Source organism: Flaviflagellibacter deserti (genome assembly GCF_042652085.1).
GTDB classification, from domain to species: Bacteria; Pseudomonadota; Alphaproteobacteria; order Rhizobiales; family Methylopilaceae; genus Flaviflagellibacter; species Flaviflagellibacter deserti.
In genome coordinates, this window is record NZ_JBHSJF010000005.1 from 339,694 (window position 1) to 364,711 (window position 25,018).

Here is a 25,018-nt window from a genome sequence, read left to right on the forward strand (position 1 = left end):
CGGCTGTCCGTACGGCACATAGGGGGGGTGAATGTCTTACGCGATGTCGGTGCGCCGGTCCGCGGCGGCCCTGTTGATTTCTGTCTTTTCTTCCGCGACGGCGCTGGCTGAGGATACATCTCAGCTCAAGCTCTACGATAGCCTCCAAGGCAGCGATTTTGCGCCGGAAGGTGGGCTCTTCTACAAGAAGAACGAGGAGCAAAGCGCCGGCACGGTCACTTTTCAGAGCGAGGCCGACGGGCATAAGGCGCTGAAACTTTCCGTGGAAGCCAAATGCGTGACCGAGAAGAAGTCGTGCAGCGAGCGGGCCGAAGTCTGGGAAAAGCCTGCGGTCCTGGCGCTCTACGACAAACCGCTTTGGTACGCATTTTCCATGATGCTGGATCGTCCTGTTCCGACCGTCCGGCACCGCTATGTCATGGCGCAATGGAAGCGGGAGATCATCCCGGGGGCGGAGGGTGATTACAGTCCCTTTCTCGGCCTGCGCCTTCTCGAAGGTCGCCTCCTGATGACCGTCGATACCGACGAGGCGTCATATGAGCCGATCGGCACGCCGGAGCGTCCCGATGGCTGCAAGCCCGGCGAAGCGCTCGCATCTGAACCGGACGACTATAACCAGGTCAGAATTCTCGCAGTCGCCGGACCCATCCCCGGCAATCCGCCGGTGCGCGGCTACAATGGTTGCACGGCCGATCTGCAAGTGACGCTGCGCGGCAACGAACTGCCGCCCGCGGATGCCGGTTGGATCGACTTCGTCTTCATGGTGAAGCCGGGCCCTTCGGGTGACGGCCACATCGAGATCGCGGCGAACGGAAAGTGGATCGCAACTGTGAAAGGTCATGTCGGCCATCAGGGGCCGGGCCTCGACGAGCATCAATATTTCAAGTTCGGCCCTTATCGCGCGGGCCAGTCCGTACCGTGGACGATTTTCTACCGGGATTTCAAACGCGGGCCGCAATGCGCCGATGTCGCCGGACCTGAGCTCTGCGGCACGATTCGTTGACCCGCGCGTCATAGCGCGCGCTGGACCTCGCACGGCGCTTTGTTACAAGAGCGTCATGGATACTTGGGACGAGCAATATCGCGCCGGGCGCTGGGAACATTTGAGGGCGATCAAAGAGGTAGCCCGCTTCGGCATCGTCTCGGGCTACGTCCACCACTTCCTCGAAAACGGGAGCGTGCTTGACGCTGGTTGCGGCGAGGGCCTTCTCCTGCCGTTCCTCGATCGATCGCGGGTCGGCCGCTATGTCGGCTTCGACATCTCTCCGAGCGCTCTCGCCAAGGCGCCCGTAGACCGGACGCGCGACGAACTCGCGGAAGGCAGCCTCGAATCGTACCGCACCGACGAGCAGTTCGACGCGGTTGTCTTCAACGAAGTCCTGTTCTTCGCCGAGAGCCCCGCCGCAACGGTCGACCGCTTCCGGGCCAACCTCAAACCGGACGGCGTGATGATCGTGTCGATGTATCAGAAGCACAGGCCGGAGGGCGGCCTCGGCGGCATGACGCGACAGCTCTGGGATCATTTCGACGCCGGCTGGGACGTCCTCGACGAGGTCGAACTGACGAATGTCGTCAAGGACATCGTCTGGCGCCTGCGCGTCGTGCGCTGATCGGCAACGGGCTGATTCGGTTATTCAGCGATCAACAGAGAGAATTGGTGGAGCCAATCGGAATCGAACCGACGACCTCTTGAATGCCATTCAAGCGCTCTCCCAACTGAGCTATGGCCCCACACTGGGCGCCGGTGTCGGGAAGACCGGCGCGTGATCCGTTCCGAACTCAGCGACGAAGCACCGGCCCGGAACGGAGCGCTCTAGAACCACAGATCGCGTGGAACCTCAAGCCTCTTCATCGTCGGCGATGTCGGCGTCCAGAAGATCCTCGACTCCGACGTTCTCGTCCTCTTCCTCGAGGAAGGTATCGTCGTCATCATCGGCGGCGATCTCCTCGTCCTCGATCTCGAGGTCTTCGTCGGCCGCGACCTGCTTCTTGCCCGAGGCGTTCTCGTCCTCGTCGGCATCTTCCAGGCTGATCAGCTCGACATCGCCGGCCTCGGCGTCGAGCAGTTCCTCGCCCGCATCCGGCCGCGTATCGGCCGGGGTTGCAGCCGCGGCAACGCCGCGACCACGCGATACGGCCACTGCCGCCAGCGGGACCACCATGCCGGTATACGGCGAGATGATCGGGTCCTTGTTCAGATCGTAGAACTTGCGGCCTGTCGTCGGACAGACTCGCTTGGTTCCGAGTTCGGGTTTAGCCACGAGCAACACCGCTATGTGAATTGAAGGGGCGCTTCCTGACGCGCCGGGTCTGGGCTGTCAAGTAGAGAGACTGCGGATCGAGGGCAAGAGTCAAAAGCGCCTTCCAAAGCATAGCGGGGATGACAGGCCTGTGATAGACGCAGCCGCCTCCCCTGAACCAAGGCCGACGCCGTGTCCCATTCCGCTGCGCCCACCCCCCTCACCGCCCGCCCCTCGGGTCCGCTGAAGGGCAGGGTCCGGGTGCCTGGGGACAAGTCGATCTCCCACCGCGCGATGATTTTTGGCCTGCTTTCGGTTGGCGAGACCCAGGTCGAGGGCCTTCTGGAAGGCGAGGACGTACTGGCCACTGGTCGTGCCTGCGCCGCACTCGGCGCAAAGATCCAGCGCCATGGCGAGGGTTCATGGACCGTTTCCGGCGTCGGCGTCGGCTCATTGCTTGAGCCGCGTGAACCTCTCGATTTCGGCAATGCCGGCACGGGCTCGCGCCTGATGATGGGCGTCGTCGCCGGCCACGGCATTTCCGCGACCTTCGACGGCGACGCCAGCCTCCGCAAACGGCCGATGCGCCGCGTCCTCGACCCGCTTGTCCGGATGGGCGCGGAGGTCACGGTGCAGGCGGAGGGCGGCCGCCTGCCGCTGACGCTCAGGGGCACGCAGGACCCGCTGCCCATCTCGTATGAAACCCCAGTGCCATCCGCACAGGTGAAGTCCGCCGTCCTGCTTGCGGCCCTCAACTCGCCGGGCCGCACCACGGTCATCGAGCGCGAGGCGACCCGCGATCATACCGAAAAGATGATGGCTCATTTCGGCGCCGACATCGAAGTCACGCCTTCAGGCGAGCATGGCCGCCGCATCGTCCTCGGCGGCCGCCCGGAACTCCGCGCAAGCCGCATCGTCGTTCCGGCGGACCCCTCTTCGGCGGCGTTCCCGCTGGTCGCGGCATTGATCGTGCCGGGCTCGGACGTCGTCATCGAAGGCATGATGGACAACCCGCTCCGCACCGGCCTCCTGACGACCCTCCTCGAAATGGGCGCCGACATCGAAGTGCTCGACCGTCGCTCGGAAGGCGGCGAGGACGTGGTCGATCTCCGCGTTCGCGGTTCCGAGCTTCACGGCGTCGACGTTCCGCCGGAACGCGCACCGTCGATGATCGACGAATATCCCGTGCTCGCGGTCGCCGCCTCCTTCGCCCGGGGCACGACCCGGATGAAAGGGCTCGCCGAGCTCCGCGTGAAGGAAAGCGACCGTCTCGCCGCGATCGCGGACGGCCTGCTCGTCTGCGGGGCGGACGCGGTCATTTCGGGAGACGATCTCACCGTCGAAGGCCGCACCAGGGTTACCGGCGGCGGTCCGGTCGCGACCCATCTCGATCATCGTATCGCGATGAGCTTCCTCGTCATGGGTCTTGCGACAGAGGATCCGGTCACGATCGATGACGCAAATATGATCGCGACCAGTTTCCCGGCCTTCACCGGCCTGATGACCGGCCTCGGAGCCAAGATCGGCGCATGATCATCGCGATCGACGGACCGGCGGCGTCAGGAAAGGGCACGCTCGGAAAGCGCCTCGCCGCCCATTATGGCATGGCCCATCTGGATACCGGCCTTCTCTACCGCGCGGTCGCCAAGGCGCTCCTCGATGCCGGCCTGCCGCTTTCCGACGAAGACCATGCGGTCGAAGCCGCGCGGACGCTCGATCCCGACAGACTCGACGAAAAAGCGTTGCGCGGCGCGGCGATGGGCGAGGCCGCCTCTGTCGTCGCGGTGTTGAAGCCGGTCCGCGCGGCGCTCATCGACCTGCAGCGGAACTTCGCCGCTCGGCCGCAGGGGGCAGTTCTCGACGGCCGCGACATCGGCACCGTCATCTGCCCGCATGCCGACGTGAAGGTGTTTGTCACCGCTTCGGCCGAGGAGCGCGCGCGCCGCCGCTACACCGAGCTTGCGGGCCGCGGCGTCAACACCACATACGAAGATGTTCTGGCCGATATCCGGCAACGGGACGACCGCGACATGCATCGCGCGGTCGCGCCCCTGCGTCTCGCAGAGGACGCGCGCTTGCTCGATACCACGGAACTCGATATAGACGCCGCGTTCCGCGCGGCTATCGCCATTGTCGATGCCGTGGGCAAATAGCCAGGGCTCAAGGCCCGGCATTCGCCATCCGGAACTGACCACGCGTCCCGATCCGCCGTCTGAGCGCCGGCCCGCCCGCCTTCAAGGCAGCGGTCCATGTTTGGGCGGACCGGGGCGTATCGCAACACAAACCGCCGGTGCTGAAGGACAACCACACCACATGAACGCAACTGCTACCGCCACCCGTAACCCGAGCCGCGAGGATTTCGCCGCTCTCCTCGAAGCGAGCTTCGCCGACAACGACATGTCGGAGGGTTCGGTCATCAAGGGAACCGTCACCGCCATCGAGAAGGATGTCGCGGTCATTGACGTGGGCCTGAAGACCGAGGGACGTGTTGCACTCCGTGAATTCGGCGGCCACGGCCGCGATCACGGCCTGAGCGTCGGCGACGAAGTCGAAGTTTACCTGGAGCGCATCGAAAATGCGCTCGGTGAAGCCGTCATCAGCCGCGACAAGGCCCGCCGCGAAGAGAGCTGGGTCAAGCTCGAAGTGGCCTTCAACGCCAACGAAAAGGTCGAAGGCGTCATCTTCAACCAGGTCAAGGGCGGCTATACCGTCGACCTCGACGGCGCCGTGGCGTTCCTGCCGCGCTCGCAGGTCGACATCCGTCCGGTCCGCGACGTCGGTCCGCTGATGGGCATTCCGCAGCCGTTCCAGATCCTCAAGATGGACCGCCGCCGCGGCAATATCGTCGTCTCGCGCCGCACGGTTCTCGAAGAGACCCGCGCCGAGCAGCGTCAGGAGTTGGTGCAGAACCTCGAAGAGGGTCAGGTCATCGACGGTGTCGTCAAGAACATCACCGATTACGGTGCGTTCGTGGATCTCGGCGGCATCGACGGCCTGCTGCACGTCACCGACATTGCGTGGCGCCGCGTGAACCACCCGACCGAAGTTCTGAACATCGGCCAGACGGTCAAGGTCAAGATCATCAAGATCAACCACGAGACCCACCGCATCTCGCTCGGCATGAAGCAGCTGCTCGCCGATCCGTGGGAGGGCATCGAGGCCAAGTATCCGGTCGGCGCACGCCTCACCGGCCGTGTGACCAACATCACCGACTACGGCGCGTTCGTGGAACTGGAGCCGGGCATCGAAGGCCTGATCCACGTCTCCGAAATGTCGTGGACCAAGAAGAACGTGCACCCTGGCAAGATCGTCTCCTCGTCGCAGGAAGTCGAAGTGCAGGTGCTCGAGGTCGACGCTTCCAAGCGCCGCATCTCGCTCGGCCTCAAGCAGACCCTGCAGAATCCGTGGGAAGCTTTCGCCGAGAAGTTCAAGCCCGGCACCGAGGTCGAGGGTGAGGTCAAGAACAAGACCGAGTTCGGTTTGTTCCTGGGTCTCGAAGGCGACGTCGACGGCATGGTCCATCTGTCGGACCTCGACTGGAACCGTCCGGGCGAGCAGGCGATCGAGGACTACAAGAAGGGCGACATGGTCAAGGCCGTGGTCCTCGACGTGGATGTCGAGAAGGAGCGCATCTCGCTCGGCGTGAAGCAGCTTGGCGGCAATCCGTTCGACGAGGCTTCGACCGGCGAAGTGAAGAAGGGCGCCATCGTCACCGCCGAGGTGATCGAGGTCCAGGACGGCGGCATCGAGGTCAGGCTCGTCGACGGCGGCCTGCAGGCTTTCATCCGTCGCGCCGATCTCGCCCGCGACCGTGCCGATCAGCGCCCCGAGCGCTTCTCGGTCGGCCAGAAGGTCGATGCCCGCGTGACCCTGTTCGACCGCAAGGCGTCCAAGATCTCGCTCTCGATCAAGGCGATGGAAGTCGCCCAGGAGAAGGAAGCGATCGCACAGTACGGCTCGACCGACTCCGGTGCTTCGCTCGGTGACATTCTCGGCGCCGCCCTCAAGCAGCGCGCCGAGTCGTCCGACGAGGAGTGAGGTGGTCGCCCCTGGCTTGACCAGAGGATGACAAAAGAATGCAGGCTCGCCGGGTTTTCCCGGCGAGCCTTTTTTCGTTAGAATAATCCGCTGGTTCGGAGGTGCGTGATGCCGGTGGATGTTGATCAGATCGTCGAACGCAGGCGCCTTCGCCGCCGGGTCTCCTTCTGGCGGATCGCCGCGCTTGTCCTGCTTGCGGTCGCCGTTATTGCTGTCGGCTGGCAGGTTACCGGCATCGGCGCGACCAAGACCTCGACCCATGTTGCCCGGGTCAATCTCAACGGCATGATCCTCGGCTCGGACAAGCGCGAGAAGATGTTCGAGGAGATCGGCAAGAGCGGCGCGACCGCCGTGCTGATCGAGATCGACAGTCCCGGCGGCGGCGTCACCGCGTCCGAAGAGCTCTACGATGATATCCGCGCGCTCTCGGCCAAGAAGCCGGTCGTTGCCGTCATCGGCTCGGTCGCCGCTTCCGGCGGCTATATCGCCGCCCTCGCCGCCGATCGCATCATTGCCCGCCAGACTTCGCTGACCGGCTCCATCGGCGTGCTCGCCCAGTATCCGGAGGTCTCCGGTCTGCTGGGCAATCTCGGCATCAAGGTCGAGGAGGTGAAGAGTGCGCCTCTCAAGGCTGCGCCGAACATGACATCTCCGACCACGCCGGAAGCCCGCGCCGCTCTCGAATCTTTGATCATGGACTCGTTCGCCTGGTTCAAGGGCATCGTCTCTGAGCGCCGGAACCTGAATGGCGAAGCGCTGGACAAGGTCGCCGACGGCCGTGCCTTCACCGGCCGGCAGGCGCTGGAGCTTGGGCTGATCGACCAGATCGGCGGCGACACAGAGGCGCGCGCCTGGCTGCAGCAGACGAGAGGCATCTCGACCTCGCTTCCAGTGCGGGACTGGGCGCCTTCCGGCGGCACGCTAAGCGACCTCGGTTTCGCGCGCAGCGCCATCGCCGGACTGGCCGACGCGCTCGGTTTTCCCGTGCTCGCACAGCAGCTTCGTGGCTCGATGGACCTTCACGCGCTTGACGGCCTAGTCGCTATCTGGCACCCTTCGCTTTATCGGTAAAAACATTAACAATATCCGCAACTTAGGGCAGGCAACGTGATCAAATCAGAGCTCGTCGGCCGTGTCGCCGCCGCAAACCCGCATCTCTATCAACGCGACATCGAAAATGTTGTGAACGCCATTCTGGACACGATCTCCGAAGCACTGTCGCATGGGGACCGGGTCGAACTGCGTGGCTTCGGCGCGTTTTCTGTGAAAAGCCGCCCCGCCCGCATGGGCCGGAACCCGCGTACCGGCGCGCATGTTTCGGTCTCGGAAAAGGCCGTTCCCTTCTTTAAAAGCGGCAAGGAAATGCGGCAGCGGCTCAATCGCGAGTCCGCTAGCTAAGCCAAACCAGGACTCACCCGCGTGCGTAATCTGTTGACGGCCATCGTCGTGATCCCGCTCGCGGGCATTCTGATCCTGCTTGCGGTCGCCAACCGCACGCCGGTCACGCTTTCGCTCGATCCGTTCACGCCGGACGTCTCGGCGTATTCGATCCAGCTTCCGTTGTTTCTCGTCATCCTGTTGGCGATCATGCTGGGCGTGATCGTCGGCGGTATCGCCGACTGGGTGCGACAGGGCCGCTACCGTCGGGAGGCGCGGCATGGCAGGAGCGAGGTCCGTCGGCTGGAAAAGGAAGCCGCCGAACTTCGCCGCACCTCGGGCAATGCGGACAATCTGCCCGCACCCTATATGCGCGGGAACGGCCGCTAAGGGTCTCTCCCGATCGCGGCGCACATGGACAAAGCCCGGCGTCCATGTGAGAGGTTCCGCCATGTCAGTCGAAGTCAAAATCTGCGGACTGAGCACGCTCAAAACGCTCGACGCCGCCCTCGACGCGGGGGCGGACTATGTCGGCTTCGTCTTCTTCGAGAAGAGCCCGCGCAACGTCGAGATCGATCGTGCCACGACACTCGTCGCTCACGCGAAGGGTAGCGCCACGACCGTCGCCCTCGTGGTCGATCCGGACTGGCCCCGCCTTGACGAGATCATGGGCAAGGTCGCGCCGGACGCGCTGCAGTTCCATGGTTCGGAGAGCCCGGATTTTCTGAGGCAGGTCCACGCGCGCTATCCGGACACCGAGATCTGGAAGGCGCTTCCAATCGCCTCGCAGGATGATCTTGGCCAGCTTGCGCTCTATCTCTCGCTGACGGATCGCATTTTGTTCGACGCGAAGCCACCGAAAGGCGCCGACCGGCCGGGCGGACACGGACGGTCGTTCGACTGGAGTCTCTTGCGCGATCTTGACCCGGAACTCGGCTTTATGCTTTCCGGGGGTCTCGATCCCGACAACGTGGCCGATGCGATCCGCATGACCCATGCGATGGCGGTCGATGTATCGTCGGGGGTCGAGAGCGCGCCCGGCGTGAAAGACACGGATAAGATACGCGCCTTCATCGCGGCCGCGCGCGCGGTGCGGCGGGAGAGAGCCCTGTGAACGTTCAGCAGCCGAATTCCTACCGCACGGGGCCCGACGAGAACGGCCGCTTCGGCATCTATGGCGGACGGTTCGTCGCCGAGACCCTGATGCCGCTTATTCTCGATCTCGAAAAGGCCTATGCCGACGCGAAGGCGGACCCGGCCTATTACGCCGAGATGAACGGCCACCTGACCCATTATGTCGGTCGACCGAGCCCGCTCTATTTCGCCGAGCGGCTGACAGAGCATTTCGGCGGCGCCAAGATCTACCTGAAGCGCGAGGAGCTGAACCATACCGGCTCCCACAAGGTGAACAATGTGCTCGGCCAGATCCTGCTGGCTAGGCGCATGGGCAAGCCGCGCGTCATCGCCGAGACGGGGGCCGGTCAGCACGGCGTTGCCACGGCGACGCTCTGCGCGCGCTTCGGTCTGAAATGCGTAGTCTACATGGGCGCGGTCGACGTCGCACGTCAGGCGCCGAACGTGTTCCGCATGAAGATGCTCGGCGCCGAGGTGGTGCCGGTCCAGTCGGGAGCGAAGACGTTGAAGGACGCCATGAACGAGGCGCTCCGCGACTGGGTCACCAACGTCCACGACACCTTCTACTGCATCGGAACGGTCGCCGGCCCGCATCCCTATCCGGGCATGGTCCGCGACTTTCAGTCGATCATCGGCCGCGAGACCCGCGAGCAGATGCAGGAAGCCGAAGGCCGCCTGCCGGACAGCCTGATCGCCTGCGTCGGCGGCGGCTCGAACGCGATGGGCCTGTTCCACCCGTTCCTCGACGACCCTTCCGTCGAGATCTATGGCGTCGAAGCGGCCGGGCATGGCTTGGACAAGCTGCACGCAGCATCGATCAACGGCGGACGGCCGGGCGTCCTGCACGGCAATCGCACTTATCTCCTGATGGACGGCGACGGCCAGATCGAGGAAGGCCATTCGATTTCAGCGGGCCTCGATTATCCGGGCATCGGGCCGGAGCATTCTTGGCTGGCGGATACCGGACGCGCGAAATACCTCACCGCGACCGATGACGAGGCGCTTGAGGCCTTTGGCCTTCTCTCACGCCTCGAAGGCATCATTCCGGCGCTCGAAAGCGCCCACGCGCTGGCCAAGGTGGCCGACCTCGCCCCAACGAAGCCGAAGGATCACCTGATGGTGGTGAACCTGTCCGGACGCGGCGACAAGGATGTACCGCAGGTCGCCGAGATCATGGGGACGAAGCTGTGACGACCCGCATCGACAGCCGCTTCGCGGCCCTCAAGGCCGAAGGCCGTTCCGCGCTCGTCACTTTCGTCATGGCGGGCGACCCCGGTTACGAGACCTCGCTCGCCATCCTGAAGGCACTGCCAGATGCCGGTGCCGATGTCATCGAACTCGGAATGCCGTTCTCCGACCCGATGGCCGATGGCCCGCCTATCCAGGCGGCTGGGCTCCGGGCGCTGAAGGGTGGCCAGACACTTAGGAAAACGCTCGACCTCGTCGCCGCCTTCCGCCAGGGCGATCGCGACACGCCGATCGTCCTGATGGGCTATTACAATCCGATCTACATCTACGGCGTCGACCGCTTCCTGAAGGATGCACTCGACGCCGGCGTCGACGGCCTGATCGTCGTGGACCTGCCGCCGGAAGAGGACGCCGAGTTGTGCCTGCCCGCGCTCAGAGCAGGCCTGAACTTCATCCGCCTCGCGACGCCGACGACCGATGACAGACGCCTGCCGACCGTGCTCGGCAACACGTCCGGCTTCGTCTATTATGTCTCCGTCACCGGCATCACCGGCGTAGCCACCCCGGACTTCGATGCCGTTGCGACGGCGGTCGCCCGCATCAAGCGGCACACGGAACTTCCGGTCGCGGTTGGCTTTGGTGTGAAAACGACCGAACATGCCCGCGCCGTTGCAGAAGGCGCCGATGGCGTGGTTGTTGGCTCGGCGCTTGTGGAAGCGGTAAGAACAACCCTCGATGCGGACGGCCGTGCCACGGAAAAGACGGTTTCAACCGTCACGGAACTCGTTTCGTCACTGGCCGCCGGGGTGCGGGCGGCCCGGGCCATCGCAGCCGAATAAGAGGGCTAGGGAGTGAGTGAAGCCATGAACTGGATCACCAACGTCGTCCGGCCTCGCATCAAGGGCCTGCTTACGCGACGCGAAGTCCCCGAGAATCTCTGGATCAAATGTCCGGATACGGGACAGCTCGTCTTCCATAAGGATGTCGAGGCGAATCTCTGGGTCATCCCCGGCTCCGGCTATCACATGCGAATGGGCGCCGAGCAGCGCCTGAAGAGCATGTTCGACAATGGCGAATGGGACGAGCTGTCGTTCCGCGACGTCGTCCCGGACCCGCTGAAGTTCCGCGACGAGAAGAAATACGTCGACCGTCTCAAGGACGCCCGCACCAAGACCTCGATGAAGGACGCCGTGCGCGCGGGCGTTGGCGATCTCGACGGCCTTGAAGTCGTCATCGCCGTCCAGGACTTCGAATTCATGGGCGGGTCGCTCGGCATGGCCGCCGGCGAGGCACTGATCGCGAGCCTCGAAGAAGCTGCTCGCCGCGGCGCGCCGTTCATCCTGTTCGCGGCCTCCGGCGGCGCCCGTATGCAAGAGGGCATCCTGTCCCTCATGCAGATGCCGCGCGTGACCGTGGCCGTGCAGATGCTGCGCGAGGCGAAGAAGCCCTACATCGTCGTTCTGACCAATCCGACGACCGGCGGCGTCACCGCGTCCTACGCAATGCTAGGCGACGTTCAGATCGCCGAGCCGGGCGCGTTGATCGGCTTCGCCGGCCCGCGTGTTATCGAGCAGACGATCCGCGAAAAGCTTCCCGAGGGCTTCCAGCGCTCGGAATATCTCAAGGATCACGGCATGGTCGACATGGTCGTGCATCGCCACGAAATCCGCCCGACACTCGCTCGCCTCTGCCGTATCCTGACCAAGGCACCGGCGCTTCAGGTTGCAGAACCGATCCGCGATACCGATGTCGTGACCGAGGAAGAGCTGCCTGAACTCGAGGCGCGCGCCGCCGAGTGAATCTCCAGTTCAGCCTCATCCTGAGCCGGACGCGGTACGCGTCCGCGCCGAAGGATGGCGACAGGCTCCAAATTCTTGACCATCCTTCGACACGGGCCTTCGGCCCGGCTCAGGATGAGGCTTTGATCCCGAAATGAACGACAGCAACGCCATTCTCGCGCGGTTGCTGACCCTGCATCCGCGTGTAATCGACCTTTCGCTCGGCCGGATGACCCGCCTCCTGGATGCCCTCGGCAATCCGGAGCGGAGCCTGCCGCCGGTCATCCATGTCGCCGGCACCAACGGCAAGGGATCGACCGTCGCTTTCCTGCGCGCAATGCTGGAAGCCTCGGGCAAGAGCGTCCACGTCTACACCTCGCCCCATCTCGTTCGCTTCCACGAGCGCATCCGCCTCAATGGCAAGCTGGTGGACGAGGAGGCGCTCGTGGCCACGCTCGAAGAGGTCGAGCGGATCAATAACGGCGAGGCGATCACCCAGTTCGAGATCACAACGGCGGCGGCCTTCGTTCTTTTCGCGAGGCGCCCCGCCGATGTGCTCCTGCTGGAAGTCGGCCTTGGCGGCCGACTCGACGCCACCAACGTCGTCGATAGACCATTGGCGTCGATCATCACGCCGGTGTCGATGGATCATTCGAGCTATCTCGGCGAGACCGTTGAGGCGATCGCCATCGAGAAGGCGGGCGTCCTGAAGCGTGGCGTCCCCGCCATCATCGCCGCGCAGATACCGTCGGTCCGCGACACGATCGAGGCCTGCGCCGGCGTCGCCCGGTCACCGTTGCTGATTTCTGGCCAGGACTGGCAATCGCGTGAGGAACGCGGACGCCTCGTCTTCGAGGACGAACGCGGTCTGCTCGACCTGCCGTTGCCGCGCCTGCGCGGCCGCCATCAATATGAGAACGCCGGTGCCGCTATCGCGACCCTCCGCGCCCTGCCAGAGCTCGGCATCACCGGGGCGCATATCGAGGCGGGCCTGCTGAATGTCGACTGGCCGGCGCGCCTGCAGCGCCTGACCAAAGGTAATCTGCTCGACCTGCTCCCCCCGGAGACCGAGCTTTGGCTCGATGGCGGCCATAATCCCGATGGCGGCCGCGCCGTCGCGGCGACCATGGGCGAGCTGGAAGAGCGCGTCGGCCGCCCGCTGATCCTGGTGGCGGGCATGCTCAACACCAAGGATTCCGAGGGCTTTTTCGAACCCTTCCGGGGGCTTGCCGCGGGCGTCCATGCAGTGCCGATCACGTCGAGCGATGCCGGCCGCAGCCCCGCCGAAGTCGCCGAAGCTGCCGACTGGGCAGGGCTGCCGGCGCGACCTCACGATTCAATTGAGGACGCGCTCCGGTCGGTGATAGTCGAGGAAGGCCATCTGCCGCCTCGCGTCCTCATCACCGGATCGCTCTACCTCGCGGGCGAGGTCCTCGCCCTGAACGGAACGCCACCGGTCTGATGACAAAAAGGCCGGCGAAACGCCGGCCTTTTCTTCTTTTTGGCGTTCCCGGCGATCAAACCGCGCTGTCGATCCACTGCTGGAGGCGAGCCTTCGGGGCAGCGCCGACGTGGTCGGAAACCTTCTGGCCGTTCTTGAAGACCATCAGGGCCGGGATCGAACGGATGCCGAACTGGGCCGCGATGGCCTGATTCTCATCAACGTTGACCTTGGCGACCTTGACCTTGCCGGCCATTTCGCCCGCGATCTCCTCGAGCGCCGGACCGATCATGCGGCAGGGACCGCACCATTCAGCCCAGAAGTCGACGACGACGGGAATGTCCGACTTGAGTACGTCAGCCTCGAAGCTGGAATCGGTAACTTTCACGGTTGCCATGATCTGAAAACCTCATTTGGCCGAGAATCTCGGCGAAGTTGAACGAAAGGTAGGAAGCCGTCATTCGAGCGTCAAGGAATGCGGTGCATGCGCAGTACGCCGTCCAGTGCTGCGTCCAAACGGTTTGTGCCGAGCACATCGAGGCGGCGCGTCTTGGTCCAGAGTAGCGCCGCCTCGATGACCTTGCCGGGGAAAACCTTTGCCAGCACAGCGCGATAAAGCGCGAGCTGGGCGACATAGGATTCCGGCGGAGCGGCGGGCACGGGACGGTCGCTCTTGAAATCGAGGATCAGCACGCGCTCGGGTTCGATGACGAGTCGGTCGATGCGCCCCGAGACGAGCACTGGCGGGCGACCAAACCGGGCGATCTCGCCCGCGACCGGCACTTCCGAGCGGCCCGGACCAGTGAACAGAGGCAGCAGGGTGAGATCGGAGACGATCTCCAAAGCTTCGTTCATCAGCGCCAGCCGGTCGGCCTGGGGCCAATCGCCCGCATCCCGGGCAAGATAGCGCTCCGCCGCCGGGGTGCGGTCGTTCGGCGAAAGCCTGGGCAGTTCTTCGAGCAGACGATGCAGCAGGGTGCCCCGGTTGCGAGCGGGGCTCGCGGCGGCTTCCACCTCGACCTCGAAGAGATGCGGCAGCGCACGCGACGGCGCCAGCCATTCGGCCACGGGTCGCTCGGCCGCCAATGGCCGTTTTAGCCACCCGGGCAGGTCGATCGCCGGTTTTTCAGGGACAGCGGAACGCGCCGCGACTGCTCGTTCGGGCGTCTTGCGGAATATCCGGATATCGCCGTCGAAGGCCGGAACATGGATCGGTTCGCTGACCTCTTCGAGACCCGATCGGATCAGCGCGTACCAAGAGCCTTCGGGAGCTTCTTTCTTTCTGGGATCGCCGAGATGACCGGTGACGATCAACCGATCCGCGGCACGGGTCATGGCCACATAGAGCAGCCGGCGATGCTCACCCTGCTCGCGAATATCCTCTGCCTCGCGCGCCGCCTGAAGCGCAGGTGGATCGTCCGCCTTCTTCCCAGCCCACAATGGCAGGTCATCTACATGGAACACGGCCGGAGCGAGGCTCGCGGCGCGCGGCTTCCCGAGATCGGCCAGTACGACGAGGCGCGCTTCGAGACCCTTGGCGCCATGCACAGTCATGACCCGAACTTCGCTGCCGCCGGTATCGAGATCGCGCTTGATGACTGCCGGCGCCTCGCGCATCCAGGCGGCGAAGCCCGAGAGCGTCGCCGTCTCCGTCTCGCCATAGGTCATCGCAAGACGCAGGAACTCGTCGAGCACGTCGTCGACCTCACCGCCGAGCCGTGCGCGGAAATCGCGGCGACCGCTTTCCGCGCCGAGGATCGCGGCGTAGAAATCGAACGGTCGGAGATGCCGCGCCGACGCGGTCCAGCGATCCAGTCTTTCACCCGCAATCGCGAACTTCGCCTCCGCCGATATGCGGAGCGCCTGTCGCAAGCTGCCTATGCGTCCTGGAGCGAGGCGCATGAGATCGTCATCGTCGAAGCCGAACAGCGGGCTCTTCAGCACACAGGCCAGCGCCAGATCATCCTCGGCGAGTAGCACCGCATCAGCCAGAGCGAGAAGGTCGAGTACCGCAATATGCTTGCCGACGTCCAGGCGGTCGGCGCCGGCGACCGGCACGCCGGCATTCTTCAACGCCCGCAGGATCGCTTCGAACAGGGTTCCACGGCTGCGAACCAGAACAAGGATTTCCCCTGGCGGAACCGGGGTGCACGGCCCGGCAACATCGCGCCCCGCGATCCAGCCCTGCACCGAAGTCGCGATGCGGTCCGCCAACCGGGCCACCGGGCTCCGCTCCGACACGGCGTCGAATGGCGCGTCCCAGGCGCGGTCGCTGTCGACACGCTCGTCGGCGAGGACCAAAGGCCAGAGATCGACCCGCCCCGGCGCATCAGGACGGGCCGTCTCGTGGACAGTCTCGACCTCGTCGAACGAAAGACCACGGTAGGCTGCCGGCTGAGCGAAGACGAGATCGACCGCGCCGAGCACGTCGGCCGTCGAACGGAAGCTCTGAGTCAGCTCGACCGCGTGGAAGTCCATGCCCGCCGCCTGATAGGCGGTCGAATAGAACCGCCGCGTGCCGACGAATTCCTGCGGAGCCGCGCCCTGGAAGCCGAAGATTGACTGCTTCTCGTCGCCGACTGCGAACACAGTCCTGACGACATTCCGTGCCCCCTGCCCCGCCGTGAATTCCTGCGTCAGCCCGCGCACGATCTCCCATTGCTCTGGCGAGGTGTCCTGCGCCTCGTCGATCAGGACATGGTCGATGCCCTGGTCGAGCTTGAAATGCACCCAGGCCGCGCCGGCGTTACGGATCAGCGCGCCGGTCTTGGTGATGAGATCGGAGAAGTCAAGCGCGCCGCGTCGCGCTTTCTCGACCGTGTATTGGTGCCAGATCGCGTCGGCGATGGTCAGCAGCGCCTCGGTGCGTTCACGGACGGTGGCGGCGTTGCGGCGTTCGAGCAGGCCCGCCAACCGCTCGAATTCGTCGTCGATCCGTTGCGCCAGATCAGGCCTCGACGCGCGGAGCGCCTTGGTGACCAGCGCATTTCGCGAACGTAGGGTCTTTCCCTTGGTCAGGCAGAGACCGAGATAGACGGCGCGGCGCGCGTCATCATCGCTCGCTGCCTGAGCCGCGCGAAAGCAATCGGCCAATTTGTTGTCGTTCGGGCCGCCGCCTGACAGCCAGAAGATGATCTCGGACCACGACGCGATCTCGATCGCCTCGTCGAGGACGCGTGCGTTTATCGTCTCGCAGTTCTCGTTGTCGCCGAGCCCTAGCGCCAGAGCCAGCCGCCGCGAGACGCGCGCCGAAGCATCCTCGCCGTTCGGCCGCATCAGTTCAGTCAGGCCTTCGCCGTCACGCAGCACCGCATCGAGCGCCTTCGCGAGCGAACCGTCACTGGTTTCGACAATCAGTCGCGACAATGCCCGGCCGATCGGTCCATCCCCGTCGGCGGCTCGGCTCAGCATGTCGTGCCTCGCCACAGCGACAAGCTCCGCCTGCTGGCGATCGTCGAGCACCGTGAACGCTGCTGGTACGCCGGCCTCGAACGGAAACTGATGCAGCACGCTTTCACAAAAGGCGTGGATGGTCAGCACCTTCAGCCCACCGGGGGTCTCCAGCGCACGAGCGAACAGCCGCCGCGCCCGGCGACGAAGCGAGGGGCTTCCGGCCGGTTCGCCGATATCCCGCAGCGCCTTGTCCAAGGCTTCGTCGGAAGCCGTCGCCCATTCCGAGAGGACGCCGAAGACACGGTTCGACATGTTCGCCGCCGCCGCCTTTGTGAAGGTCAGGCAGAGGATCTTCGATGGTTCGACGTCGTGGAGCAGGAGCCTGATGACACGGTTGGACAGCACCCGGGTCTTGCCAGAGCCGGCATTGGCCGCGACCCAGGCCGAAGCGCCTGGATCGGAGGCGCGTCGCTGCCGCTCCTGCGTCAGCTGGGTTGGCTGGAGCCGCTCGTTCACTCGCTACCCTCGTCCGCATCGGGCGCGAGCGACCATTCCGCGAGACGTGCGAGATGGTCGTAATCGCCATTCGGGCGTCGCTTGAATTTCGGATGCGTGCCGGAGCGATAGGGCTGCATCGGGTCTTCGAAGCGGTCGATCAGCGTCTTGAGTTCCGCCAGAGCTTCGTCCGCAACCTCGGCTGCGGTCTTATCCTTGACCGCGACTGACCGGGACTTGCCTGGCTCAGCCTGCCCCGAAAGCTGGACATAGATCAGATCAGCCGTGCCGCCCGCCGGAGTATCATCGAAGGCGCCCGCCGCGAGCATCGCCGCTTCCAGCGGCAGTTGCGGCGCGAACCCGCTGCCGACCTCCTTGTCGGTCGGCGCGCGGCCGGTCTTGTAGTCCAGCACCGCATAGCCGCCGTGAACGCTATCTATGCGGTCGGCGCGTCCACTGAGCGTGAATTCCCGCTTGGCGGAGGTCGTCCACGTTATCTTGCCGCTGCGTTCAAGGAACGTGCCGGATATCTTCCTCCGTCGTTCGCGCTCCCAGTCGACGAACCAGCGGGCGATGCGCTCAAAGCGCGGCCACCACAGCGCGCGGACATCGGGATAGTCCCAGATCGGCTCGAACGCCTCGCGGCCAATGGCACAGAGGCGCTCGACCGCGTCGGGTGCAAACGGGTCTTCCTTCTCGACGTACTCGGCCAGCGCGCCGTGCACGATCGTGCCGCGATCCGACGCTTCCGGGCCGGTGCCGACGGGGTCGAGCGGGCGCAGTTTCAGTACGTGGCGGGCGTAGATCGCATAGGGGTCGCGGATCAGGGTCTCGATCTCGGTCACCGAAAGCCGCTTCGGCCGAAGCTCAGTCGGCGGGCAAGGGGCCGGGGCGCCGATACGTTTCGTCTCCGCCTCGTCCAGCGCCGAGGCATAGGCAAGCAGCGTCTCGCCGCGTGCCTTCACCGGCTTCCACGCCTCGCCCGAAACCGCCGCCAACCTTTGCAACCAGCGTGCGGCGACGGTCGGCGCGCCGCCCGCCTTCAGTGCCCGCGTCACCACGACATCGCCACCACCGAGCGCCTGTTCGAAATCGTGTGCCGACAGACCGACGCGCCATTCCGGCGGCGGCAGGCCGAGCGCGCCTCGCATCGGCCGGGAGAGGAAGGCGTCATTGCGCGTCTGCGGCGGCCAGACGCCTTCGATAAGTCCGCCGAGCACGGTGCGGTCGAAGCCGAGCAGGCGCGCTTCGAGCGTACCGAGAATGCGCAGGCGCGGATGACCGGGACGGCGAGGCCGCGAGGTCCGCCCGCGCAGCATGGTCTTGAAGACGGCCGGATAATCGACAAGGCGCAGCCGCATCCGGGTGGACGCCGCGAGAGCCTCGTCGAAAAACGCGCCGAGCGCCAGGCGATCCGGATCGACCTCCGCCTCCTCCGCTTTTGTCGCAACGGCGGCCAGCGCCTCGCGGTGCGCCGAGAGGAAATCGACCAGCAGCGTTTCCCTGCCGCCCCGGCCGAGCGCGCAAAGGGGTTCGAGCGCCTGTTCCAGGCGCGCCACCAGATCCTCGGCCAGGGTCCAGCTTTCGGCCGCGAGCTCACGGCGACTCTGGTGCATGTGCCGGTCTTCGCCGGCCGGCAGCCGCGCGAGTGCAATCGCCTCGCGCAAACCCTTTGCACCAGGCGGGGGCGCGGGTCCGCGCAGAACGCCGATTTCCAGCACACCCGCCGCACGATGGCGGGCCTTGCCGTCCATGCCGAAGCAGGCGTCGGGGTGCTTCAACAGCGCCAGCAGTTCCGCAGGTCCGAGATCGCCGACGGCCGTCTCGACCACGAGGCGAGCGAGGATGCCGGCCTGGCTGTCGGCGAGCGGCCGGCCGGCGCTGTCCTCGGCGTGGATATCCCAGCGCTTCAGTTCCGCGACGACCCGACGGGCCAAAGTCCGATCGGGGGTGATGAGCGCGACCGTCCTGTCCGGCTCCTCCAACGTCTCGCGCAGAGCCAGCGCGATCGCGAGGGCCTCCTCCCGCTCGTTGGCCGCCTCGATCAGCGTCACTGCATCGAGCGCCGGTCCCAAAGGCAGCGGACTATTCGCCCATTCGTCGGTGCGGTCGGCCGGCAGCAGCGCGCGGGACACCAGCGCACGGCGGGCGTCGCGGGCTCTGTCTTCCTTACCGAGAACACCGACCTCACCACGCTGCACGTCGAGTTTTTCGAGCAGGCGATGGAAACCGTATTGCGGGTGTGTCCATGTCTGCGGCAGCACCGGGCCGGCATCCCGTTTGCCACCGATCTCCTTCCAGATGTCGTCGCTCGCCTCGGTATCGAGACCCTGCAGCACGACCGCTCCGAGCGGGAGATGCGCGACGGCTTTCATCAGTTCCGCCGTCGCGGGATTGGAGCCGGTAGAGCCGGCGATGATGAACGGTGTCGAAGGCGGGTTCTCCGCCAGCCGCGAGGCAAGCGCGGTAAGTTGCTTGTTCCGCCGGGCCGCGCCACCGATGAGGCCGCGCTCCGCCAGACGCGCCGGCCAGACCTCAGCCGCTATGTTCAGGAACCGCGTGGTCAGTTCCCAGATCCTGTCATGCTCCGGCGGCACGAGGCCGGCCAGCTTCTCCCAAGCCACGCCCTCGGTTTCGAAGCTGTCGATCAACCCGCCGAGTTCGATCGCGAGCGACATCGCCTCCGACGGCGAGGTCGAAATCAGCTCCACCTCGCTCGCATCGCCCCGGAGCGCACCAGAAATGCTCCGCGCCCATGCCCGGATCAGGTCGGCAAGGGCCAGCCGCCGCTCCGTCTCGCTGATGGCGGCCTGCGGTCCCGGCAATCCGTCCGCGTCACTATCAAACGGGTCGTCCTCTTCGCCAAAATCGCCCAGCGCCGCAACGCGCGGCAGGATCGCCGCGCCGCCAAGCCGCTCGGTGAAGATCGCCTCAAGTTCACGGACAGCACGGCGGGTCGGGAGATAAATTGCGACATCGGCGAGGCCGAGCGGATCGACATCGAGCCTGACGCCCGGCAACAGCCCGCCCCGCAGAAGATCGTCGGCGATCGTCTCCAGGAACGGGACGCCAGCCGGAACCGTCAGGACGTTCGCCCGGCTGCGCGCGTCAGGCGACGCTTTCGACATAGCAGGTCTCCGCCTCGGCAATGGCCTCGGGCGTTCCGACATGCATCCACAAGCCGTCCAGGCGCAAGCCGAACAGGCGGCCCTGCTCGATTGCCCTGTCGAAAAGCAGGTTCAGCGAGAATGGGCCGTCCGGCGTATTGGCGAAGAGTTCGGGCCGGAACACAGCCGCGCCGGCATAGACGAAAGGGGTCACCAGCCGCTCGGTGCGCCTTTCCAGGCGGCCTTCGGGATCGACGAGGAAGTCGCCGCGCCCGTCATAGCCGCAACTCGTCGCGGTCGAAGCGAGAAGCAGTAGACCGTCCATGCGCTCGGGATCGAAATAATCGGCGAGCCGCAGGAGATTCGGCTTGAACCCCTCGATCCAGATCGTATCCGCATTGATCGAAAGGAACGGGTCCTTGCCGAGCAGGGGCAGCGCCTTCTTCAGACCGCCGCCGGAGTCCAGCAGAGCGCCCCTCTCGTCGGAGACGACGATCTTCGGCTTCCTGCGGCCTTTCAGGTGCTTTTCCAGCAGGTCGGCGTGGTGGTGGACATTGACCACGGCCGTCTCGACTCGAGCTTCCACAAGCCGGTCCAGCACATGATCGACAAGCGGCTTTCCGGCGACTTCAACCAGTGCTTTCGGCTTCGTCAGCGTCAGCGGTCTCATCCGTGTGCCGAGCCCGGCGGCAAGAACCATCGCTTTACGGATCATGACGTCTTCACATCGAACGAGCCGAGGGCGGCCAGATACCAGTCGCGCAGATCCGCCATGGTGGGATGGGAAAGATCGCGGTCGAGATAGGCCATTATTCTCGGAATGTGACGAAGATAGCCCTGCTTGCCGTCGCGGGCGGCGAGGCGGACGAAGATGCCGAGGATCTTCGTCGCGCGCTGTGCGCCGAGTACGGCATAGGCACGGGCGAACTGGGTCGGCTCGAACGCGGGATCGAGGCCCAGACGATCGCCGATATACCGCGAGAGCAGCGACATTTCGAGCTGCTCGGGCACGTCGACCCGCGCATCCTGAAGGAGCGAGACGAGATCGTAGGCCGGATGGCCGATGACAGCGTCCTGAAAGTCGAGAAGGCCGATCTTCCTCAGACCGTCGCGGTCGGGCAACCACATCAGGTTCGGCGAATGGTAGTCGCGCAGGGTCCAGGTTGCGGGTTCTTCCGTCACCGGCGCAAGGACGGCCCGCCAGAGATCGAGAAAGCCCGCACGGGTCGAAGCAGAAATGCTTCGGCCTATATGCGGCAGATACCAGTCGACAAGAAGCTCGGTCTCGACGAGCAGCGCTTCGAGATCGTAATCCGGGATCGTGTAGAAATCGTCCTCGACCGGCAAATCACGCGGCAGATCGGCGACGTGGAGCTCGACCAGGACGTCGGTTGCGACCTGCATCCGCTCCGGCACGTGCATACCGGCGATCAGCATCGTCTCATGGCCGAGGTCCTCCACCAGCAGGAGACCGCGATCGAGGTCCTGGGCCAGGATCTTCGGAGCGGAGAAGCCCTGCCTGATCAGCCCGTTCGCCATCGCGACGAACGGCACGACATCCTCGGCAAGCCTGGCGATCCGGCTGTAAGGCAGGCCATTGCGGATCGCCGGTCCGTCGGGACGGCGCGGCGAGTCCATCAGGATGGCTGAACGGCCATGGTCGATCAGTTGCTCGTAACGCCGCGACGACGCATCGCCCTGCCGGTAGATGCGACGCGCGCCGGACCAGCCGGCGGCATCGAGGAATCCCGCGATCTCGAGCGCCCGCTGGATACGCTGCGGCCAACGACCATAGGGTTCGATAGTGACGTAACGGCTGCGGTTGGGATCGCTCGGGTTGAGTTCGAAGCGCAGCGCCAGGCGCTCGCCGGACAATTCCCCCCCCGCCCGCTCGGGCCATTCGACGAGCAGGATCGAGGTCGCGCCCGCCTCGTCCCAGCCGATCTCGGCCAATTCGCTGACATCGCCGACGCGATAAAGGTCGGCGTGAACGACGAGGCCGCGCGCCGCCTCATAGGTCTGAATGATGCTGAAGGTCGGACTCGGGACGTCGAGATCCGGATCGGCGGCGAGGAGGCGGATTACCTCGCGGGCGAAGGTCGTCTTGCCGGAGCCGAGATCGCCGGACAAAGTGACGAGGTCGCCGGGAGCGAGCAGCGGCGCCAAAGCGGCCGCGAGCCGTGCGGTCGCCCGCTCATCGGCCAGCACCACCCGGTGCGCTCCTTCCTCCACCTCGACCATCACCTCATTCCGCAGCGACGCGCGCCGCACCGCCACCCAATGGGAACACGCAGGTCACGGTCGTGCCGCGACCGAGCGCGCTGTCGATCGAAACCGTACCGCCATGCAGTTCCACGAAGGAACGCACGATCGAGAGGCCAAGCCCGACGCCACGATGGTTCGCGCCTTCGGTATGACTCTCGAACCGGTCGAATACCTTTTCGACCATTTCGGGAGACATGCCGCTGCCGCGGTCGACAACCTGGAACACGATCGCATCCGCCTCGCGCCTGGCGACGAGCGTCACGGGCGAACCCTCCGGGCTGAAGCCGATCGCGTTCGACAGCAGATTGAACAGCACCTGCCGGATGCGCTTCTCGTCGGCGACGAAAGAACCGATCTGCGGCGGAACTTCGAGATTGAGTGCGATGCCGCTCTCGGTCACACGATCGCGCACGCCCTCGACTGCCGCATTGATGGCCGCCGGGATGTTCACGATCCCAAGATCGAGTTCCATATTGCCGGCATCGATCGTCGCGAGATCAAGGATGTCGTTGATGATCGCATAGAGCGCGGTCGAGCTGTCGAGCACATGCCCGGTGTATTCGCGCTGGCGGTCGGTCAGTGGTCCGGTCGACGGATCGGCAAGCAGCTGGCTGAAGCCGATGATGTTCGTCAGCGGCGCGCGAAGCTCATAGGAGACGTGCTTGACGAAGTCCGACTTCAGCCGCGACGCGGTTTCCAGCGCCTCGTTGCGGTCAGTCAGCGCGCGCTCGACCGAAACGCTGGCGGTCACGTCCGAGAAGGTGACGAGCGTTGCGCCGTCCGGCAGCGGCACGGTCGCCATGTCGATCGTCGACTGGTCCACACGCTCGATGCGGCCCGAAACCGGAACGCGGCTCTCGGGAATGGCGGTGATCGCCGTCTTGAGGAGGTCCCAGGGCTCCTGCGGCTCGTGCAGAACGCGGCACAGCGAGAACACCCGATCCGCATGCGGCTTGGTGTTGAGCTCCGATGGCGGCAGCTTCCACATCTGGACGAAGGCGGGGTTATGGAGCGTCAACCGCCCATCCGAACCGAACACCGCCACCGCGTCGCGAAGATTGTCGAGCGTCTCGCGCTGGACGCTGGTCAGGGCATTGAAGCGGCTTTCGAGATCGATGCGTTCGGAGACGTCGTCGAAGAGATAGGTGACACCGCCCTCGGGATTGGGCGTCTGCACCACGCGCATCGTGCGGCCGTCCGGCAGATGCCACCAATGCTCGCGCGGCGTGGTCGCGCGGTAGGCTTCCTGAAGCTGCGCCTTCCAGGCTCGGAAGTCGGCGGGCACCGGAAGCGCCTCTTCGGCGCGCAGCCGGTCGAGGATCGTGGAATCCGTCGGCTGCGCGTCGAGGAAGGCGTGGTCGAGCCGCCAGAGCTTGCCGAATGCCTGGTTATGGAAAACAAGCGTTCCGTCCGCCTGGAAGATCGCGACTCCGGTCGCAAGCTCATCGAGCGTCTTGCGGTGGCTTTCGACACGGCGGACGAGATCGCCGCGCAGCCCGGCGAGTTCGCTCATGTCGGTGGCGATGCCCGCGCTGCCGGCTGTCTGCGGCACTTCGACGACGTCAAAAAGCTTCTTCTGGCCGCCGCTGACCAGCGGAACATTGGCGTGGAACAGCTTGCCCGAGGCGAGCGCGTCGAAGGCATCTCGCTTGGTGGGATTGTCGAGAAGGTCGACCCCCGCAGTCACGGCCTCTTCGCCGGACGGGCGATCGAAAGCCTTGCCATAGGCGGCGTTCGCCCAGGAAATCTTGCCATGAGTGTCGCGCAGCCAGACCGGCTGCGGCGCTCGTTCCAGCAGCGATTTGAAGCGGCCGAATTCGCGCTGCATTTCCGCATGGCGGGCGGAAAGTTCGGCAAGCTGCAGGGCATGCCCTTCGAGACAGCGAATGCGAAGCACCGCCTGACCGCCAACGGCGCGACCGTCGATCGCGACATGCTCGCCCTGCCGGGTCTCGACCGTCATCTCGAAAGCCTCGCCCCGAATGCGCAACCTCGCGACGTGCTCCTCGAGTTCCGTCGCCTGACCGGCTGGCATCCAGCTTCCGAACCCCAACACGCGGCGCCCGGCGGGAACGGGCGCGTCGGTCGGCAGCAAGCCGGATATTTCGGGCTCCTCGCCAGGCCCGCCAAACGTGACGAGGAGCTGATTGCTGGAGGAGACCAGAACTTCGGCGCGGTCGAGCTTCGAGCGGAGCTCGGCGACCATTCCCCGGAGCGTCGCTTCCGCCACTCCCGCGCGGCTGCGGACGCGGGCCAGCAGGAAACCGCAGGACAGGGTGACGAGCAGAAGACCGAGCGAGACGGCATATGAGCCGAACGTCGGCGACGCCGAGACCGGCCCAGCCCATGCGGCTGTCGAGGACAGAAGCGCAGGCGCGAGCATCAAGCCCGTCACCGCGCGATCTCCCCGAGACCGGTCTGCCATAAAATCCCCTCATCGACCGGAAGCGCATCCCGCCGTGACGCCCCGAATCAGCTCAATCTACCCGCATCGTGACTCGCGCCCAATGGTGTGGGAGTCACGGAGTCAACAAAAAGAACGGGCCCGGTATTTCCGGGCCC

Annotated in this window: 20 protein-coding genes and 1 tRNA gene; 13 read left to right on the top strand and 8 right to left on the bottom strand. The window is 65.2% G+C overall.

What is annotated here, in order from left to right; all coding sequences use genetic code 11:
- Nucleotides 1-31: 31 nt before the first annotated feature.
- Nucleotides 32-1,003 (top strand): heparin lyase I family protein, encoded by a 972-nt coding sequence (locus tag ACFPFW_RS06320; RefSeq protein ID WP_379769887.1) that lies wholly within the window; start codon nt 32-34, stop codon nt 1,001-1,003.
- A 55-nt stretch (nt 1,004-1,058) separates the two neighbouring features.
- Entirely contained in the window at nt 1,059-1,610 is a 552-nt protein-coding gene (locus ACFPFW_RS06325; protein ID WP_162799779.1) for a class I SAM-dependent methyltransferase, read from the top strand.
- A 45-nt stretch (nt 1,611-1,655) separates the two neighbouring features.
- Here ACFPFW_RS06325 and ACFPFW_RS06330 read toward each other — a convergent pair.
- Together ACFPFW_RS06330 and ACFPFW_RS06335 are read right to left on the bottom strand one after the other, a co-directional pair.
- Nucleotides 1,656-1,731: transfer RNA gene (locus tag ACFPFW_RS06330), tRNA-Ala, on the bottom strand.
- Between the two features lie 107 nt (nt 1,732-1,838).
- Nucleotides 1,839-2,261 (bottom strand): TIGR02300 family protein, encoded by a 423-nt coding sequence (locus ACFPFW_RS06335; protein ID WP_114958427.1) that lies wholly within the window; start codon nt 2,259-2,261, stop codon nt 1,839-1,841.
- A 171-nt stretch (nt 2,262-2,432) separates the two neighbouring features.
- On the opposite strand from ACFPFW_RS06335, the gene aroA reads away from it, so the two are divergent.
- From aroA to ACFPFW_RS06390, 11 genes are all read left to right on the top strand, one after another.
- Nucleotides 2,433-3,773 carry a 3-phosphoshikimate 1-carboxyvinyltransferase gene (gene aroA / locus ACFPFW_RS06340; RefSeq protein ID WP_114958402.1) on the top strand — a complete coding sequence of 447 codons (1,341 nt, stop codon included), beginning with the start codon at nt 2,433-2,435 and terminating at the stop codon, nt 3,771-3,773.
- The gene (gene cmk / locus ACFPFW_RS06345; protein WP_114958403.1) at nt 3,770-4,393 is read left to right on the top strand and encodes a (d)CMP kinase; all 624 of its coding nucleotides are present in this window, start codon (nt 3,770-3,772) and stop codon (nt 4,391-4,393) included. Before aroA ends, cmk begins: the two co-directional genes overlap by 4 nt.
- Nucleotides 4,394-4,553: 160 nt before the next feature.
- Nucleotides 4,554-6,278 carry a 30S ribosomal protein S1 gene (gene rpsA, locus ACFPFW_RS06350; RefSeq protein WP_114958404.1) on the top strand — a complete coding sequence of 575 codons (1,725 nt, stop codon included), beginning with the start codon at nt 4,554-4,556 and terminating at the stop codon, nt 6,276-6,278.
- A 108-nt stretch (nt 6,279-6,386) separates the two neighbouring features.
- Nucleotides 6,387-7,349: a signal peptide peptidase SppA gene (gene sppA / locus ACFPFW_RS06355; RefSeq protein WP_114958405.1), complete on the top strand. Its 963-nt coding sequence runs from the start codon at nt 6,387-6,389 to the stop codon at nt 7,347-7,349.
- A gap of 36 nt (nt 7,350-7,385) precedes the next feature.
- The gene (locus ACFPFW_RS06360) at nt 7,386-7,676 is read left to right on the top strand and encodes an integration host factor subunit beta (protein ID WP_114958406.1); all 291 of its coding nucleotides are present in this window, start codon (nt 7,386-7,388) and stop codon (nt 7,674-7,676) included.
- 21 nt (nt 7,677-7,697) lie between these two features.
- Nucleotides 7,698-8,045 (top strand): LapA family protein, encoded by a 348-nt coding sequence (locus ACFPFW_RS06365; RefSeq protein WP_114958407.1) that lies wholly within the window; start codon nt 7,698-7,700, stop codon nt 8,043-8,045.
- Between the two features lie 61 nt (nt 8,046-8,106).
- Nucleotides 8,107-8,769: a phosphoribosylanthranilate isomerase gene (locus ACFPFW_RS06370; protein ID WP_114958408.1), complete on the top strand. Its 663-nt coding sequence runs from the start codon at nt 8,107-8,109 to the stop codon at nt 8,767-8,769.
- Nucleotides 8,766-9,980, top strand: a complete 1,215-nt coding sequence (gene trpB, locus ACFPFW_RS06375; RefSeq protein WP_114958409.1) for a tryptophan synthase subunit beta — start codon at nt 8,766-8,768, stop codon at nt 9,978-9,980. The genes ACFPFW_RS06370 and trpB overlap by 4 nt, the downstream gene beginning before the upstream one ends.
- Nucleotides 9,977-10,816, top strand: a complete 840-nt coding sequence (trpA, locus tag ACFPFW_RS06380) for a tryptophan synthase subunit alpha (protein WP_114958410.1) — start codon at nt 9,977-9,979, stop codon at nt 10,814-10,816. Before trpB ends, trpA begins: the two co-directional genes overlap by 4 nt.
- Before the next feature lie 24 nt (nt 10,817-10,840).
- A complete protein-coding gene (gene accD, locus ACFPFW_RS06385; RefSeq protein WP_114958411.1) occupies nt 10,841-11,776 on the top strand; it encodes an acetyl-CoA carboxylase, carboxyltransferase subunit beta in 936 nt (311 codons plus the stop codon).
- A gap of 133 nt (nt 11,777-11,909) precedes the next feature.
- A complete protein-coding gene (locus ACFPFW_RS06390) occupies nt 11,910-13,217 on the top strand; it encodes a bifunctional folylpolyglutamate synthase/dihydrofolate synthase (protein ID WP_114958412.1) in 1,308 nt (435 codons plus the stop codon).
- A gap of 55 nt (nt 13,218-13,272) precedes the next feature.
- Here the strand turns inward: ACFPFW_RS06390 and trxA are convergent, their stop codons facing one another.
- The 6 genes from trxA to ACFPFW_RS06420 form a co-directional block, all read right to left on the bottom strand.
- On the bottom strand, nt 13,273-13,593 hold the full coding sequence (gene trxA / locus ACFPFW_RS06395; RefSeq protein ID WP_114958413.1) for a thioredoxin: 321 nt from the start codon (nt 13,591-13,593) through the stop codon (nt 13,273-13,275).
- Between the two features lie 71 nt (nt 13,594-13,664).
- Nucleotides 13,665-17,105 carry a double-strand break repair helicase AddA gene (addA, locus tag ACFPFW_RS06400; protein WP_114958414.1) on the bottom strand — a complete coding sequence of 1,147 codons (3,441 nt, stop codon included), beginning with the start codon at nt 17,103-17,105 and terminating at the stop codon, nt 13,665-13,667.
- Complete coding sequence (gene addB, locus ACFPFW_RS06405) at nt 17,102-20,212, bottom strand: double-strand break repair protein AddB (protein ID WP_162799780.1); 3,111 nt, start codon at nt 20,210-20,212, stop codon at nt 17,102-17,104. Before addB ends, addA begins: the two co-directional genes overlap by 4 nt.
- The gene (locus ACFPFW_RS06410; protein WP_379769902.1) at nt 20,193-20,906 is read right to left on the bottom strand and encodes a nucleotidyltransferase family protein; all 714 of its coding nucleotides are present in this window, start codon (nt 20,904-20,906) and stop codon (nt 20,193-20,195) included. Before ACFPFW_RS06410 ends, addB begins: the two co-directional genes overlap by 20 nt.
- Entirely contained in the window at nt 20,903-22,432 is a 1,530-nt protein-coding gene (tsaE, locus tag ACFPFW_RS06415; protein WP_114958429.1) for a tRNA (adenosine(37)-N6)-threonylcarbamoyltransferase complex ATPase subunit type 1 TsaE, read from the bottom strand. Before tsaE ends, ACFPFW_RS06410 begins: the two co-directional genes overlap by 4 nt.
- Before the next feature lie 4 nt (nt 22,433-22,436).
- The gene (locus ACFPFW_RS06420; RefSeq protein WP_379769906.1) at nt 22,437-24,851 is read right to left on the bottom strand and encodes a PAS domain-containing sensor histidine kinase; all 2,415 of its coding nucleotides are present in this window, start codon (nt 24,849-24,851) and stop codon (nt 22,437-22,439) included.
- Nucleotides 24,852-25,018: the final 167 nt, after the last annotated feature.

Bases quoted from the DNA above. Each gene is read 5' to 3' on its own strand.
- ACFPFW_RS06320 (WP_379769887.1), top strand. From the start codon at position 32: ATGTCTTACGCGATGTCGGTGCGCCGGTCCGCGGCGGCCCTGTTGATT.
- ACFPFW_RS06325 (WP_162799779.1), top strand. From the start codon at position 1,059: ATGGATACTTGGGACGAGCAATATCGCGCCGGGCGCTGGGAACATTTG.
- cmk (WP_114958403.1), top strand. From the start codon at position 3,770: ATGATCATCGCGATCGACGGACCGGCGGCGTCAGGAAAGGGCACGCTC.
- rpsA (WP_114958404.1), top strand. From the start codon at position 4,554: ATGAACGCAACTGCTACCGCCACCCGTAACCCGAGCCGCGAGGATTTC.
- sppA (WP_114958405.1), top strand. From the start codon at position 6,387: ATGCCGGTGGATGTTGATCAGATCGTCGAACGCAGGCGCCTTCGCCGC.
- ACFPFW_RS06370 (WP_114958408.1), top strand. From the start codon at position 8,107: ATGTCAGTCGAAGTCAAAATCTGCGGACTGAGCACGCTCAAAACGCTC.
- accD (WP_114958411.1), top strand. From the start codon at position 10,841: ATGAACTGGATCACCAACGTCGTCCGGCCTCGCATCAAGGGCCTGCTT.
- ACFPFW_RS06390 (WP_114958412.1), top strand. From the start codon at position 11,910: ATGAACGACAGCAACGCCATTCTCGCGCGGTTGCTGACCCTGCATCCG.
- trxA (WP_114958413.1), bottom strand. From the start codon at position 13,593: ATGGCAACCGTGAAAGTTACCGATTCCAGCTTCGAGGCTGACGTACTC.
- addB (WP_162799780.1), bottom strand. From the start codon at position 20,212: ATGTCGAAAGCGTCGCCTGACGCGCGCAGCCGGGCGAACGTCCTGACG.
- ACFPFW_RS06410 (WP_379769902.1), bottom strand. From the start codon at position 20,906: ATGATCCGTAAAGCGATGGTTCTTGCCGCCGGGCTCGGCACACGGATG.
- tsaE (WP_114958429.1), bottom strand. From the start codon at position 22,432: ATGGTCGAGGTGGAGGAAGGAGCGCACCGGGTGGTGCTGGCCGATGAG.